This is a genomic window from Alphaproteobacteria bacterium, assembly GCA_018667735.1.
Taxonomy (GTDB): Bacteria; Pseudomonadota; Alphaproteobacteria; order Rickettsiales; family JABIRX01; genus JABIRX01.
This window is the reverse complement of record JABIRX010000036.1, coordinates 1-15,599: the sequence shown is the minus strand read 5'-3', so window position 1 is coordinate 15,599 and position 15,599 is coordinate 1. Positions and strand designations below refer to the sequence as shown.

Sequence of the window (15,599 nt, the reverse complement as noted above, 5' to 3'; positions counted from 1 at the left end):
TTGATTTTGGAACTAATGATGAAGTAATTAAGCAAGCTCTTAAAGCAAGTGATATGTTACAAATAATAACACAAAGATTTCCTGCATCTGAGACAGATTTACTCACAGCTATAGAAACAACGCTAGATAATATTACAAGTATAGATGGTCTTTTGAGTTTTAATAAAGGTCTAGAGAGAAAATTTAATAAAATTATTCATCCAAGTTCAATAGCAGATATTTCTCATATGGTTAACCAATTCTTACCAGGTCAATTAATAGAAAAAATTGCAAATCCAGGAATAGAAAATTTAGCTGAACATGGTTTAAGGGGTACTATAAACACTGGAGCAACAGCAGCAGCGAAGGCAGTAGCAGAGAAGGCAGCAGCAGATGCGAAGGCAGCAACAAAGCTTCAAGCTATAGTTAGAGGAGGAAAAGTACGGTCAAGAGCAGCAGCAAAAAAATTAGCAGATGCGAAGGCAGCAGAAGAACAAGAAGCACCACCACCAGCACAAGTACCTTTGGAACAATCAGTAAAGCCAACAACAGCATCACCACTCACATCATCACCAGAAGATGCGAGGGCAGCAGCAGGGAAGGAAGCAGCAGCAGCACTAGCATTTAACTCAAGAGTAGAAGAACAACCACCCCTTTCACTACAATCAGTAAAGCCACCTATAGCATCAGCTACACCACCAGCACAAGTACCCTCGGAACAATCAGTACAATCAGGAGCATTATCAGCAGCAGAAGAAGCAGAGAAGGCAGTAGCAGAGAAGGCAGCGCAAGAGAAGGAATTATCAGCAATGGCGCTAGCAGAAATAGAAACACGAGCAGCACGAGAGAAGGAAGCAGCAGTAGCAGAAAACACAGCACCACAACCCCCTCCACAAGGAACAAAAGCAGAAGCAGCAGAAAGACAAGCAGCAGAAAGACAAGCAGCAGAACAAGCGGCAAAAGAAGCAGCAGATAAGGTATTACAAGAGAAGGCAGCAAAACTTGCAGAGTTGGGTCCTGAGAAAGAAACTGATCAACAGCAACTTAAGCAAAAGTTACATGAAAGTAATAAAACTATACAAAAAAAAGAGAATGTAGCGCCAACTAAAAAGCAATCAAATGTAAAACAAAATATATTTACAATTTTTCTGCTTGCTTCAATTGTGCTTACCGCTTTAGCTTTAGTAACAGGTGGTATGGCTTTTATTGCAGGCGCAATTATCTCTGGTACATTTTTATTAGGTTCAGCTTCTAATATCTCTGAAGAAAAGGTGGAGATAAATGAACAACTTTCTAAAAAATCAACAAGCAAAGAAAATGAAACTACTAGAACAAGAGAAACAATTAATGCCCCAGAATTACAAAACCGTACAACATTTCAAGAACAAGTTAAGTCTGAAAAAGACAAATCAAAGACAATAATAAGCTTGTAATTATAAAATTAAATAAAGCTAAAATATTTGATCAAAATTAATTGAATAAAATCATCCTTATAAATAAGTAATAAAAGCTTGTTTAACAATTTTCTTGAAAAAAACATGTTAATTTAGATTTAATTTTCTATTATTTAAAGCAGTAACAAGAAATTTAAAGATGAGCAAAATTAACAAAAAAAACTTACCTTCAAGACATGTATCAGTTGGTATAGAAAAGGCACCACATAGATCATATTATTATGCAATGGGGCTTTCTAAAGAAGAAATAAACCAAGCTTTTGTAGGTGTGGTTAGCACATGGAATGAAGCAGCACCATGTAACATCTCACTAAAAAGACAAGCAGAAGTTGCTAAAAAAGGTGTAGAAGTAGCAGGAGGTACACCACGAGAATTTTGTACTATTACCGTTACAGATGGAATAGCAATGGGCCATGAAGGTATGAAATCGTCATTAGTTTCTAGAGATGTAATTTGCGATTCTGTAGAACTTACCGTCAGAGGACATTGCTATGACGCACTTGTTGGTATTGCTGGTTGTGATAAATCACTACCAGGTTTAATGATGGCCATGGTCAGACTGAATGTACCTTCTGTTTTTATGTATGGTGGCTCTATTTTGCCAGGCAGATATAAAGGAAAAGACGTAACAGTTGTAGATGTGTTTGAAGGAGTTGGCATGAATGCTAGTGGCAAAATGAGTGAAAAAGAATTATGTGCTTTAGAAGCTGTTGCATGCCCATCAGCCGGTTCATGTGGCGGACAATTTACAGCTAATACTATGGCTTGTGTTAGTGAGGCTATTGGTCTTGCTATACCTGGTTCTAGCGGTGCACCTGCACCTTATGAATCTAGAGATGAATATGCTTATGAATCTGGTAAAGTTGTTATGGACTTAATCAAAAATAACTTAAGACCAAGAGATATAGTCACACTGAAATCACTAGAAAATGCAGCTGCGATAGTTGCTGCAACTGGTGGCTCTACCAATGCCGCACTGCATTTACCTGCTATTGCACATGAATGTGGTATAAAATTTGACATACATGATGTTGGTAAAATTTTCAAAAAAACTCCCTATATAGCAGATTTAAAACCTGGTGGTAAATATGTTGCTAAAGATTTATTTGAAGTTGGAGGAGTGCAAATTGTCTTAAAAACCTTGCTTGAAAATGGTTATATTCATGGTGATTGCATGACTGTTACTGGTAAAACAATTGCAGAAAATTTAGCAAAAGTTAAATTTCCTGATAGTCAAGATGTGGTTTATAAAGCAAATAAACCAATTACACAAACAGGAGGTGTAGTTACATTAAAAGGTAATTTAGCAACAGAAGGTGCTATTGTTAAAACAGCTGGTCTTAAAAACTTAGTGCACAAAGGACCAGCCAGAATTTTTAATCGTGAAGAGGATGCATTTAGAGCCGTAGAAGATAAAAAATATCAAGAAAATGATGTAATAGTTATACGTTATGAAGGGCCAAAAGGAGGTCCTGGTATGCGCGAAATGCTAGCTACAACTGCAGCTATTTATGGTCAAGGTATGGGTGAAAAAGTTGCTTTAATCACAGATGGTAGATTTTCTGGTGGTACTAGAGGTTTTTGTGTAGGACATGTGGGGCCTGAAGCAGCTCTAGGAGGAACTATTGCCTTGTTAAAAGATGGTGACATAATCTCAATAGATGCAATAAAAGGAGAGTTGTCAGTTGAGTTGTCAGATGCTGAATTAGCAGCAAGAAAAGCAAAATGGCAAGCTAGAGAAAATGATTTTGGTAGTGGAGCATTATGGAAATATGCGCAAACTGTTGGCACAGCTGAAAAAGGTGCGGTTACTCATCCAGGTCAATATGGAGAAAAGAAAATTTATGCTGATATTTAACTAAATGTCTAATTTACAAGATTTTTTGCAACTACTAAAAAAATCAAAATTTGATGGTTATTTACTTAACGCAAGTGATGAATATTTAGATGAATTTGTCCCTAAGCATTTGCAAAGATTAAAATGGCTTACTGGCTTTTCTGGCTCTAATGGCTTTGCAATAATAAGTGAAAAATATAAAGCATTTTTTACCGATGGCAGATATTTAACGCAAGCTAAATATGAATTAGATGCTGAGTTTGAAATTTATAATTTAGCAGAAATAGCGCCACATAAATGGCTAGCAAAACACTTGCCAGACAATTTTAAATTAGCCTATGATCCTAGATGCTTTGTAGCTAGTGAAATTAGAAATATCAAAAAATTTGTAACAGAATATGCTATAAAATTATATCGTAGTAATGATAATTTAATAGATGAAATCTGGCAACGCACTCCAGATAATAAGCATCAAGCTGAAATTATTGCTGATGATTTTAGTGGTAAAAATAGTAAAGACAAAATTAAAGAACTTAAATTTTTGCAAGAAATCACCGGTAAACAAGCATATTTAACCTGTGATAGTGCAACAATTAACTGGCTCTTAAATTTACGAGCTAAAGATACAGAATTTACCCCTTTGTTACATTGCTATTTTCTCTATAACAAAAAAAATAGCTTTCTTTATGTAGATAAAACAAAAATCTCAGAAGAAGTAAAACAATATTTAAGTAAGCTAAATATTAATATATTATCTTTCACAGAAATTAAAGATTTTGTTAATTTATGTAACAAAAGTAAAATTAAAATAGTTAATTTAGATCCATATTTTGTATCTTACTTCTTTTATGGTGAGCTTAAAAAACATAATATTACTATTAACAAAATTAGTGATCCGATCATTAAAGCTAAAGCTATTAAAAATAATATTGAAATTGAACATATTAAATATTGCCATATTTTAGATGGTGTAGCTAAAACTAAGTTTTTATTCTGGTTAGAACAGCAAGAACATAACCCAAAATTAGACGAAATATTAGCAAGTGAAAAATTACTAGAATTTAGAAAAACTCATAAAGAATTTTTATTCCCAAGTTTTAATACGATCTCAGCTTATGGAGAAAATGGCGCAATTATACATTATAATGCTAGTGCAAAAACAAATAAAAATTTTAAAGATGCAAATTTATATTTAGTTGATTCAGGTGGGCAATATCAGTTTGGCACCACAGATATTACCAGAACAATAGCATTTAAGAAGCAAGCCACTAAAGAACAAAAAAGAAATTTTACTTTAGTACTCAAAGGTCATATAGCTCTTGCTCAAGCAATTTTTCCAGAAAAAACTAAAGGTTATCAATTAGATATATTAGCACGGAAGTTCTTGTGGCAAGATAACAAAGATTACGCACATGGCACAGGGCATGGTATTGGCTGCTATTTAAATGTACATGAAGGACCACATTCTATTAGCAAATCTAGTGTAGGTAATCAGCTCAAGGAAAACATGTTAGTTACTAATGAACCAGGCTTTTATCTAGAAAATAATTATGGTATTAGAATTGAAAATGTAGTTTTAATCCAAAAAAATGCAGAAAATAATTTATTCTTTGAAACCATTAGCTTGGTTCCTCTTGATGAAAATTTAATCTCTGTAGAATTATTAGATGATGCTGAGAAATTATGGTTAAAACATTATCATCAAGATATCTTTCTTAAAATAGCAGATAAATTAAATCAATTTGAAGTCAATTGGCTAAAAGAAAAAATAGCTTTCTATAGTTAAAATTTTAAGAGATGGTTTGGTAGTGAAATTATATGATGAGTTTCACTTTCATCATCCTTTATCGTAAAATCGCCACCTATCTCAAAAATATACTCTTCTAGCTTTTCTGAAAATATAGGTAACATTACTTGACCTGAAACCGAAATAATTAAATTTTTCTTATAATCTAAAAAAATACTTAATTTTAAGTTTTTAGTTTCTGATATATTATGTTGCCTAACATATTCTGAAACTATTGGTAATAATAAAGGTTGGTAGCTTAAAGAAGGTAAAGAGCTTGCTATATTATATGTAATTTTTAATTCAGCTAATTCTTCCTTTAGTTGATTTGCTATGTCGTTTAAAGTTGTGAAATTATTAATGTTATTTGCTTTATTTAATATGTCATCTTTATTTAACGCTCGTGATATCTGCATATTTAACTTTAAAGAGGCTAAATAAATCTTTGCCGCAAAATCTTGATTTTGTTTAATGTTATCTGAGTTAATAGATTTTTTTAGCGTGGCAGATAATGTGATAATATTTTGCAAAGGCTGTTGAATTTCTTTTGGAATTAAAGTTGAAACATGTTCACATAAATCAATTAATTTTGCTTTAGAAGCTGATTTAAGATCAGAGTTTTTCTTAATTTTAGTTTTAATAGTGCTGAGCAATATATCAAAATCTATGGGTTTAACTACATATTCATCTGCACCTAAATTAATGCCATTTAATTTATCATCTTTTTGGCTATATGCAGTTAAAAATAAAAATGGTGTTTCAATAAGTTGCTCATTATGACTATTGCCAAGTTTTTCTAACAACTCTGTACCACTCATAACTGGCATGTTAATATCACATAAAACTAGATTAGGCTTCTCTGAAATAAATTTTTCATAACCCTCTAAACCATTTGCAGCAGTTATAACTTCGAAATTCTCTGAGCTTAAGATCATAGAAATATTTTCTCTTAGATCTTTTTCATCTTCAATACATAAAATTTTAGCAGTTTTAGACATAATTACCTCTTATTAATTAATGGTAGAAAAATAGTAAATTTAGTTCCTATATTCTCTTGTGATTCAACGATTATATTACCATGATGTAGCTCTACAAATTTCTTTACTAAGTAAAGGCCAATGCCAGTGCCAGAAATACCGATAGTATTTTTAGATCTAAAAAATTTTTGGAAAAGATTATTTAAGTCAGACTCATTCATACCAACACCATCATCTTTTATTGAGATGTTAAAGTGATTTTCAATAACTTGGCATGATATTGCTATTTTAGGATTATTCTTAGAATATTTGATACTGTTTGAAATTATATTAGTGAAAATCTGATCAATAAGTGCCTTATCGGCAAATAAATAATTTTTGTCTAAATTAATATCTAACTGAAAACTAGCTTTCGAATTTATACCTTGAAAGCGCTCCACAACATCAGTAATAAGCTCCTCTAAACAAAATTTCTCAGGGCTAAAATCTAAACGACCCGATTCTAAGCGAGATAAATTAAGCGTAGACTCAATTAATTTAGTCATACGAGAAATGGCTTTGTCAACCTTAGTGATCTGATCATCAATAATTTCGTTTTTATTGCGACCAACTCTTTTTATGACATCCATAGAGGTCTTTATAATTGCTAAAGGGGTTTTAAATTCATGTGAAACTAATGAAACAAATTCACCCTGAATTTCATTAATAGCCTTTTCTTCATCTAAAGCTTTAGTTAGCTTATCTGATTTAGTTTTTAGTAAAGTAGCCTTCTCATACAGATCATAAATACATTTTGATCTCTCAGCAGATAAGATTAGAGACTCAGATAAATTATCTAAAGAAAAACTGGTTTTAGGTTTTGCTGACAAATCTATAATGTTGCTTTTATTGTGTTTTTCTTTGTAAGTAACTGACATTTTTAACTATTTCTAACTAAAATGTAACAGTTATTCTCTTTTAGTGCAACCTATAATTGTAATTTATGGCTTTTTATCTAAAATATATATTTCTAGCCTGTCTTGGTAATTATCTGATTTTTGTTTTTCTTTACTTTTTATTATAAAAATATTTTGTTCTTTTAAAATTTTACTACGCAAAATTCCAGCTGAAAGCATCATCTTTTTAATCTTGGTAAAACGCTCTGATAATAATTTTTGATTTTCTGTATTATTTTTAAGATAAGTATGATTTTCTATAATAATTCGGTAATCATTTAAGCTATTCATTATTCTAAAGTTAAAATCATTCATTTCCTCTAGAGCATATTTATCTAAGATATTATTTGGCTCAGAGAAGTATATAGTGAAATATTTTTTAGCTAAAATAGTCTCTTGCTCTTTTATTTTTGCAAGTTTTTCTGTTGCAACTAAACTTTCAAAGCTTGCCCAGAACTCATCTCGGAAACGATTTATTTGTTCTTTTTGCCAATCTTCTTCTGCCTGTTCTAACCAATAATCATATAATATTTGTAACCTTGCTGCTCGTAATGGATAGTTATATTTTACATCTAAATCCGCTGAAATTAATAACTCTATCAAAGAAGTGTAGGCATTTAACAACTCTCTCAAAGTTAACTGATCTGCTATCTCTCTGCTATATGGGCTAGCTGGAATTAAAACTTTTTTATTATAGGCATCAATACCTTTTTGTGCAAAATATTCAGTGTCAACCCAGTCAAATTCAATTCTTTCAAGACGAGATAGCTCTTTATAGCCCTCTGCTAAAGCAGAAAAATAATCTTCATTTTTAATAATTTTAGTTTTTTCTTCTAAAATAAGGTCTTTAGTACAAGAAACTAATAGAAATAATAGCAATATTTTAATTCTCATTGTAAAACCCTAATTAAGAAAAACATTAGAAAAATATTATAACATATTTTAAGCAACATAGCTAGCATATATGCCAAATTTTAATTTAGAACAAGAACATAACGGCTATATAGCCGGAATAGATGAAGTTGGTCGGGGTCCATTAGCAGGCCCTGTGGTTGCAGCAGCGGTAATCTTTTTAACTTATAATGTATCTTACATAAATGATTTACAAGATTCAAAGAAACTAACAGCTAAGAAAAGAGAACAATTATATTTAAAGTTAACTTCTGATAAAAATATATGTTATAATTTTGCAATCATAGATGCTAAGGAAGTGGATCAATTAAATATTTTTAATGCTACTAAAAAAGCGATGTCAAATGCGATAAATAGATTGGAAATTAAGCCAAATCATTATCTTGTTGATGGAAATCACAAAATGCTTAATAAAGAGAATGTAACACCAGTAGTAAAAGGTGATAATATTTCTAACTCAATAGCTGCTGCATCAATTATTGCTAAAGTAATTAGAGATAAAATTATGTACGATTTAGCACAAGAATATCCACAATATGATTGGCACAGCAACTCAGGCTATGGCACTAAAGCCCATCTCAACGCAATAGAAAAACATGGCATAACTTTGCATCATCGCAAAAGCTTCGCACCTGTTAAAAATAATTTAGCTAATTATAAAATTATTTTGCCGAAAATTGCTTAACTACAGAATTTAAAACGCCACCATTAACAAAGTTTTCCATCTCATATGGTGTGTCAATTCTTACCGTTAACTTTATCTCAGTTTCAACACCATTTTGATATTTTATTAATGCTACAACTTCGCCAAGTGGAGTGATTTTATCTAAATCAGTAATAGTTATAGTTTCGCTGCCATTTAATTTTAGTGATTTGCGATTCACATTATCTTGAAACATTAGAGGTAACACAGCCATACCAACCAAATTTGAACGATGTATTCGTTCAAAACTTTCAGCAATAACCGCTTTAACCCCAAGTAAAAATGTGCCTTTCGCCGCCCAGTCCCTCGACGAACCTGTACCATATTCTTTGCCAGCTACAATAACTAAAGGGGTGTTGTTTAATTTATGTTGCATAGCAGCGTCATATATGTTGGTTTCACTGCCCGCAAAAACTGTGTAACCACCTTCTTTGCCTTGCATCATTTCATTTTTAATTCTGATATTTGCAAAAGTACCGCGCATCATAACTTCATGATTACCTCTTCTCGAGCCATAAGAATTAAAATCTTGTGGTGCTATGCCATTTAGAGCTAGATACTCAGCTGCTGGGCTATTTCCTGCAATAGCACCTGCAGGTGAAATATGATCTGTAGTGATTGAATCACCAAATAAAGCTAAAATATTAGCATTATTAATATTAGTCAGTTTTTGATTATGTTCAAAAAATGGTGGGTTTTGAATGTAGGTGCTATTTTCATTCCATTCATAAGTTTCACTGTCTTTGACTTTAATTGCTTGCCAGCCAGCTTCGCCATCAAATACAGATTGATATTTTTCAATAAACATTTCTCTTGTAACGCAAGAACTAACCGCTTCACTAATTTCTTGATTACTTGGCCAAATATCACGCAAATATACTTCATTTCCATCTTGGTCAGTACCTAGTGATTCTGTAGTAATATCTTTTGTTACGGTGCCCAAAATACTATAAGCCACAATAAGAGGAGGGGAGGCTAAATAATTAGACTTAGTTAAAGGGTGAACTCTTCCCTCAAAATTCCTATTACCTGATAATATAGAAGCTACATGCAAATTATCATTTTTAATGGTTTCTTCTATTTCAGCTTTTAAGGGCCCAGAATTACCAATACAAGTAGTGCAACCAAAACCTACTATATTGAAGCCAAATTCATCAAGGTATTTTTGTAAGCCTGATTTTTTGTAATATGCTGCAACTACTTGCGAACCTGGCCCTAAAGAAGTTTTAACATAAGGTTTTGGTTTTAAACCTTTTTCTAAAGCTTTTTTCGCAACTAAGCCAGCTGCAAGCATTACAGATGGATTAGATGTATTAGTGCATGAAGTTATAGCAGCAATTACAATATTACCATTTTGTAATTCATAATTATGCTCTTTAACTGGGAATTTCTGCGTAAAATTTATTGCCCCAGCATTAGTTTTAAAGTTGTTGCTTATATCACTTAATTTAACCAAATCTTGTGGTCTTTTTGGTCCAGCTAAACTTGCTTCAACTATGTTTAAATCTAACTCTATGCTATTGCTATATTTTTGAACCTGATCACTACGCCATAAATGGTTTATTTTAGCATATTCTTTTACTAGTTCAATTTGCTCTTCCGACCTGCCACTTAAATATAAATAAGCTAAAGTTTTATCATCTATTGGAAAATAACCACAGGTGGAACCAAATTCAGGAGACATGTTCGCAATTGTTGCGCGATCTGCAACGGATAAATTATCTAAAGCATCGCCGTAAAATTCAACAAATTTGCCAACTACGCCGGTTTCACGTAATTTTTGTGTTATTGTTAAAACTAAATCAGTTGCTGTTATACCTTCTGCTAATTTTCCAGTTAATTTAAAACCTACTACATCTGGAATTAACATTGATATGGCTTTACCCAGCATGGCTGCCTCTGCTTCTATTCCGCCAACACCCCAGCCAAGTACACCAATACCATTTATCATCGTAGTATGTGAGTCTGTACCTACTAAAGTGTCTGGAATAAGATAATCTTTTCCTGAAATTTCCCTGGTGCCAATAACTGGTGCTAAATATTCTAAATTTACCTGATGACAAATACCAGTTCCAGGTGGTACAGCTCTAAAATTATCAAAAGCTGTTTGACCCCATTTTAAGAACTCATATCGCTCATAATTTCGCTGAATTTCTAACTCTGTATTTTGCTCTAGTGATGTGGCAGTTCCATATTTATCAACCTGTATAGAATGATCAATAACTAGATCTACTGGCGAGATAGGGTTTATTTTTTTAGGATTAGCACCGTTTTTGTTTACTGCATAACGCATAGCAGCTAAATCAACTACGGCTGGTACGCCAGTGAAATCTTGCATTAAAATTCGTGAAGGATAATAAAGGATCTCTTCAGGATTATGAGCTTTTTCTAGCCAATCTTTAAATTTGCTTATTATTAGTTCAGTCTCTTCTGTTTTTTTTACATTTCTGAGTGAATTTTCTAATAATATTCTTAAAGTTATAGGTAATTTGTCTGTTTCCAAGTTGTAGTTGGTTGAAACTTTGTTAAAATCTAAATAAAAATATTCTTTTTTATTTATTTTTAGTGAAGAAATTAATTTTTGATCTATCATGATTTTTTATGCTAGTGTTCTTAATATTAGTATAGTCAATTTAATTGTTTTTTGCTAGAGCTTTTATCGTTAACTTATGCTTTCACTTGAAAATGTTTCAATATTACAAGGCGATTTGACCTTATGTCAGAACCTATCAGTAAGTTTTTTAGGTGGAGCGATTGTAAATTTACATGGTGTCAATGGCTCGGGTAAGACCACTCTTTTACGAGTATTAGCTGGGTTAAAAGAATTTGATAGTGGTAAAATAATTTATGATGTACCAAAGCCATATGAAGAAATTAGATATTTAGGTCATAAAAATGCATTAAAAGAATATTTTAGCGTAAACGAAAATATTAGCTTGTGGGCAAAATTAAGTCACAATGAAACTTTAATTAATGCAGCTCTTAGTTACTTTAATTTGCATGATTTGCAAAATAAAAATATTTACAGTCTTTCAGCTGGCCAAAAAAGATTAGTATCTTTAGCCAAATTAATGGTAAATCCAGGAAAAATATGGCTTTTAGATGAGCCTTTTAGTAACCTAGATGAAATGAATAAACAAAAATTACAGCACTTAATTTCAGCCAAAGTAAATGATGGTGGTATTGTAATTTTAACCTCACATAAAAAAAATAATTTTATGGATGTTTTAAATTTTTCTATCGCTGATTATAAATAAAATTATGCTCTTATTTGAACTAAAAAAACAATTAAAGCAGTTTCAAGATTTAATATTTAATCTTTTCTTCTTTATTATTACTGCAACTATTTTTGTTTTTGCTGTTGATTTTGATTTTTCAGAACAAAAAATCTATGCGGCAGGAATTATTCTAACTATTTTGATTTTAGCAATTTTAATGATAGTTGAGAAAAATTTAAAAGAAGATTTCAAAGATGGAGTATTAGAGCAATTATATCTGTATGATAGAGATTTAGATAAGATTATTTTAGCTAAATATTTTAGTTTTTTAATTTTTGTCTATTTTTTATTACTTACTTCGCCTTTAATTTTATATAGTTTAGCATTGAATTTTATTGAGATAAAAACATTTGTTTTTATTACTGGTGCCATGCTGCCTTTAATTTCAGCATTTTGCTTTTTAGGTAGTATATTTACTTTTAAAATAGCTAATTATAAAGCATTTCTGATTTATATCATAGTTTTACCCTTACTTATTCCAGAAATTATATTTATTATGGCAACTTTAAAAAATATCTTTTTATCCAATGATCCAACTAAAGTTATAAATTACTTAGAATATATGTTTTTGCTTAATTTAGCTTTACTTCCCCTTTTATACCTCTTAGCCAAAAAGAGTTTTAAATTGGCTTTGCAAAATGATTAAGTAATTTATTTTTAAATTGCGGTGGTAATTTGAACAATTTGGCATTAAAATAAGCAAGATTAAAATATTTAAATATGACCGATAAAAATTTCTCAGCAAATAACATTGCACCAAAACAATTTCCTAATTCTAAAAAACATTATGTTACTAGTAGTAAATTTCCTGATGTTAAAGTAGCTTTAAGACAAATTGCAATTGATCAAAAAGATTCTCCTAGAAACTTCAATGTATATGATACTTCAGGCCCTTATACTGATGAAACAGCAAAAATTGATATTCGAGAAGGTATTAACCCCATCAGAGCAAAATGGGTTAAAGAAAGAGGTGATGTTGAAACTATTCAGGGAAGAGCGTATAATCCAAAAGATGATGGAGTTTCGCTGAGCCACATCTCTAAAATAGAGCGTTTCAAAAGAGATAAGATAGAAGTTTTAAAAGCAAAAAAAAATCTAGCAGTTACACAATTAGCTTATGCAAAAGCTGGTATAATAACCAAAGAAATGGAATATGTAGCAATTAGAGAGAATTTAGGTAGAACAGAAGCTGTTAAATCTGAATTTAGTCAAGGTGGAGAGCCTTTTTCTGCTAAATTTCCAAATTTAATAGATGGAGAGTTTGTAAGAAAAGAAATCGCGGAAGGTAGAGCCATAATTCCAGCTAATATCAATCACCCAGAAGCTGAGCCAATGATTATTGGTAAGAATTTTTTAGTTAAGATAAATGCAAATATTGGTAATTCTGCTATTTTATCTTCTGCTAAAGAAGAGGTGGAAAAAATGGTGTGGGCAACTAGATGGGGTGCTGATAATATTATGGATTTATCAACAGGTAAAGATATTCATTCTATAAGAGAGTGGATTATTAGAAATTCTGCTGTGCCAGTAGGTACAGTTCCAATATATCAAGCCTTAGAAAAAGTAGATGGTGTGGTTGAGGATTTAAGCTGGGAGGTTTACCGAGACACTTTAATAGAGCAGGCAGAACAAGGTGTTGATTATTTTACCATTCATGCAGGTGTTAGATTAAAATATATTCATCTTACTGAAAAAAGAGTGACAGGAATTGTGTCGCGTGGAGGTTCTATTATGGCTAAGTGGTGCTTAGCACATCATAGCGAAAATTTTCTTTATACGCATTTTGAAGAAATATGCAAAATAATGAAAAGTTATGATGTAAGCTTTTCACTTGGAGATGGTTTGAGGCCCGGTTCTATTGCAGACGCAAATGATGCAGCTCAATTTGCCGAATTGGAAACTTTAGGGGAATTAACAGATATTGCGCTTAAAAATGACTGTCAGGTTATGATTGAGGGTCCTGGGCATGTTCCTATGCATTTAATTAAAGAAAATATGGATAAGCAGTTAAAATACTGTAAAGAAGCACCTTTTTATACATTGGGTCCCTTAACTACTGATATAGCTCCTGCTTATGATCATATAACTTCTGCTATTGGTGCAGCGCAAATTGGTTGGTATGGTACAGCAATGCTTTGTTATGTTACGCCTAAAGAACATTTAGGTTTGCCCAATAAAGACGATGTTAGAACAGGAGTAGTAACCTATAAAATCGCAGCGCACGCGGCTGACTTAGCCAAAGGTCACCCCGCAGCACAATTACGAGATGACGAACTATCCAAAGCAAGATTTGAATTTCGTTGGGAGGATCAGTTTAATCTAGCTTTAGACCCAGAATTAGCACGCTCTTATCATGATGAAACTTTACCTGCTGATGGAGCAAAATTAGCTCATTTCTGCTCTATGTGTGGACCTAAATTTTGTTCTATGAAAATTTCAGAAGAAGTTAGAGATTATGCAAGAAAACATAATCAAGCTCTTAGTCAAGCTGAGATTAAAAAAGGTTTAAAAGATATGTCAGCAAAGTTTAAAGAAGAAGGTGGCGATATTTATAAAAAAGTAAGTTAAATTAGAAAAAAATGAAAAAGTCTGGGTTTAGTTTAGTTGAGCTATCAATAGTATTGATAGTAATAGGTTTATTAGTTGCAACAGTCTCTGGAAGCTCTAAATTAATCGCAAATAGCAAATTAAGAAAAGTAATTCAGGAAACAGAGTCACTTAAATCTGCTATAAATACTTTTTTTGCCTCATATGAAGCTTATCCTGGCGATTTTTCTAATGCCACAGCATTTTTTAGTGATGTTACAGATGGAGATTCAGATAATTTAGTAGAATATAGCTCAGAAAATTCTTATGCTTGGCTACATATGCAAAAAGCAGAGGTCATAGATGGAAATTATAATGGCTTGATGTTAGATGGAGGGAATGGATCAGAAGCTGGAGTTAATTCTTTAGCTAGCCAGTATCACTCATCTGCATGTTTTAATTTTGTAGGAGGTTTAGGGATAGGCTCTGATATGGGAATAATAACTGGTATGAATAATATTACCCTAGGCACAAGATGGTATGATAATGCATGCGTAGGAAGTATATTAATACCAAGAAATGCAGAGTTTTTAGATTTAAAGCTAGATGATGGCAGCCCAGTTAACGGTAGTATTAGATCAGTAGGTGGACAAATCGACCCATCTACAAGCGTGAGTAGTGGGTCAGCAAATTATAGTACAGAATGTTTGTTAAGTGATGAATATAATACATTAGATGGAGACGAAGAATGTATTTTAACATTTTTATTTTAGCCATGATAAAAATGCAACTAGGGGTTGTATATTATTAATTCCTATGTTACCATTATAAAACATATCATATCTCTCTCCTCTGAATTAAGTAGGCATTTGGCCTACTTAGTTCTATAAAATCCCAGTTTATACGCAGTTCCATTATGAATATAATGTTTATATTAAAATGTTATAGATTAATCTTGCTAATTGCTAAGTTTCTAGAAAAATAACCTCCAATTAAAACTCAACTTATGGTTGCATAGTTGTAGTTTTGTTCTATGGTTATAGTAGTTCTTCAGATATTATTTAAAACTAGGCTTTTAGCCTAGTTTTTTTTGTGATAAATTAAATTTTAATTTAAATGTTGCTAATAGTTGTGCGGTTGTAGATTTTATGTTATAATTAACACAGTTAATCTTAAATGTACCAAACTAGGCTTTTAGCCTAGTTTTTTTTG

At 31.8% G+C, this 15,599-nt stretch carries 12 protein-coding genes; 8 read left to right on the top strand and 4 right to left on the bottom strand.

Annotated features, from left to right (window positions below):
- The 3 genes from HOH73_03680 to HOH73_03670 form a co-directional block, all read left to right on the top strand.
- A partial coding sequence (locus tag HOH73_03680; GenBank protein MBT5827958.1) for a hypothetical protein occupies positions 1-1,412 on the top strand: 1,412 nt, incomplete at its 5' end.
- A 160-nt stretch (positions 1,413-1,572) separates the two neighbouring features.
- Entirely contained in the window at positions 1,573-3,291 is a 1,719-nt protein-coding gene (gene ilvD / locus HOH73_03675; protein MBT5827957.1) for a dihydroxy-acid dehydratase, read from the top strand.
- 4 nt (positions 3,292-3,295) lie between these two features.
- Positions 3,296-5,056, top strand: a complete 1,761-nt coding sequence (locus HOH73_03670) for an aminopeptidase P family protein (protein MBT5827956.1) — start codon at positions 3,296-3,298, stop codon at positions 5,054-5,056.
- On the opposite strand, the gene HOH73_03665 is transcribed toward HOH73_03670, so the two are convergent.
- The 3 genes from HOH73_03665 to HOH73_03655 form a co-directional block, all read right to left on the bottom strand.
- A complete protein-coding gene (locus HOH73_03665) occupies positions 5,053-6,054 on the bottom strand; it encodes a response regulator (GenBank protein ID MBT5827955.1) in 1,002 nt (333 codons plus the stop codon). The genes HOH73_03670 and HOH73_03665 overlap by 4 nt on opposite strands.
- 2 nt (positions 6,055-6,056) lie before the next feature.
- A complete protein-coding gene (locus tag HOH73_03660) occupies positions 6,057-6,950 on the bottom strand; it encodes a HAMP domain-containing histidine kinase (GenBank protein MBT5827954.1) in 894 nt (297 codons plus the stop codon).
- A gap of 63 nt (positions 6,951-7,013) precedes the next feature.
- Positions 7,014-7,862: a hypothetical protein gene (locus tag HOH73_03655; protein ID MBT5827953.1), complete on the bottom strand. Its 849-nt coding sequence runs from the start codon at positions 7,860-7,862 to the stop codon at positions 7,014-7,016.
- A gap of 70 nt (positions 7,863-7,932) precedes the next feature.
- On the opposite strand from HOH73_03655, the gene HOH73_03650 reads away from it, so the two are divergent.
- Positions 7,933-8,565 (top strand): ribonuclease HII, encoded by a 633-nt coding sequence (locus tag HOH73_03650; protein ID MBT5827952.1) that lies wholly within the window; start codon positions 7,933-7,935, stop codon positions 8,563-8,565.
- On the opposite strand, the gene acnA is transcribed toward HOH73_03650, so the two are convergent.
- Positions 8,543-11,176, bottom strand: coding sequence for an aconitate hydratase AcnA (acnA, locus tag HOH73_03645; GenBank protein ID MBT5827951.1), 2,634 nt, complete (start codon positions 11,174-11,176; stop codon positions 8,543-8,545). The genes HOH73_03650 and acnA overlap by 23 nt on opposite strands.
- Positions 11,177-11,252: 76 nt before the next feature.
- On the opposite strand from acnA, the gene ccmA reads away from it, so the two are divergent.
- From ccmA to HOH73_03625, 4 genes are all read left to right on the top strand, one after another.
- Entirely contained in the window at positions 11,253-11,840 is a 588-nt protein-coding gene (ccmA, locus tag HOH73_03640; GenBank protein ID MBT5827950.1) for a heme ABC exporter ATP-binding protein CcmA, read from the top strand.
- 4 nt (positions 11,841-11,844) lie between these two features.
- Positions 11,845-12,507 (top strand): hypothetical protein, encoded by a 663-nt coding sequence (locus HOH73_03635; GenBank protein MBT5827949.1) that lies wholly within the window; start codon positions 11,845-11,847, stop codon positions 12,505-12,507.
- A gap of 74 nt (positions 12,508-12,581) precedes the next feature.
- Positions 12,582-14,429, top strand: coding sequence for a phosphomethylpyrimidine synthase ThiC (gene thiC / locus HOH73_03630; protein MBT5827948.1), 1,848 nt, complete (start codon positions 12,582-12,584; stop codon positions 14,427-14,429).
- An 11-nt stretch (positions 14,430-14,440) separates the two neighbouring features.
- A complete protein-coding gene (locus HOH73_03625; protein MBT5827947.1) occupies positions 14,441-15,160 on the top strand; it encodes a type II secretion system protein in 720 nt (239 codons plus the stop codon).
- The last annotated feature ends 439 nt before the right edge of the window (positions 15,161-15,599 follow it).

Bases quoted from the DNA above. Each gene is read 5' to 3' on its own strand.
- ilvD (MBT5827957.1), top strand. From the start codon at position 1,573: ATGAGCAAAATTAACAAAAAAAACTTACCTTCAAGACATGTATCAGTT.
- HOH73_03670 (MBT5827956.1), top strand. From the start codon at position 3,296: ATGTCTAATTTACAAGATTTTTTGCAACTACTAAAAAAATCAAAATTT.
- HOH73_03665 (MBT5827955.1), bottom strand. From the start codon at position 6,054: ATGTCTAAAACTGCTAAAATTTTATGTATTGAAGATGAAAAAGATCTA.
- HOH73_03660 (MBT5827954.1), bottom strand. From the start codon at position 6,950: ATGTCAGTTACTTACAAAGAAAAACACAATAAAAGCAACATTATAGAT.
- HOH73_03655 (MBT5827953.1), bottom strand. From the start codon at position 7,862: ATGAGAATTAAAATATTGCTATTATTTCTATTAGTTTCTTGTACTAAA.
- HOH73_03650 (MBT5827952.1), top strand. From the start codon at position 7,933: ATGCCAAATTTTAATTTAGAACAAGAACATAACGGCTATATAGCCGGA.
- acnA (MBT5827951.1), bottom strand. From the start codon at position 11,176: ATGATAGATCAAAAATTAATTTCTTCACTAAAAATAAATAAAAAAGAA.
- ccmA (MBT5827950.1), top strand. From the start codon at position 11,253: ATGCTTTCACTTGAAAATGTTTCAATATTACAAGGCGATTTGACCTTA.
- HOH73_03635 (MBT5827949.1), top strand. From the start codon at position 11,845: ATGCTCTTATTTGAACTAAAAAAACAATTAAAGCAGTTTCAAGATTTA.
- thiC (MBT5827948.1), top strand. From the start codon at position 12,582: ATGACCGATAAAAATTTCTCAGCAAATAACATTGCACCAAAACAATTT.
- HOH73_03625 (MBT5827947.1), top strand. From the start codon at position 14,441: ATGAAAAAGTCTGGGTTTAGTTTAGTTGAGCTATCAATAGTATTGATA.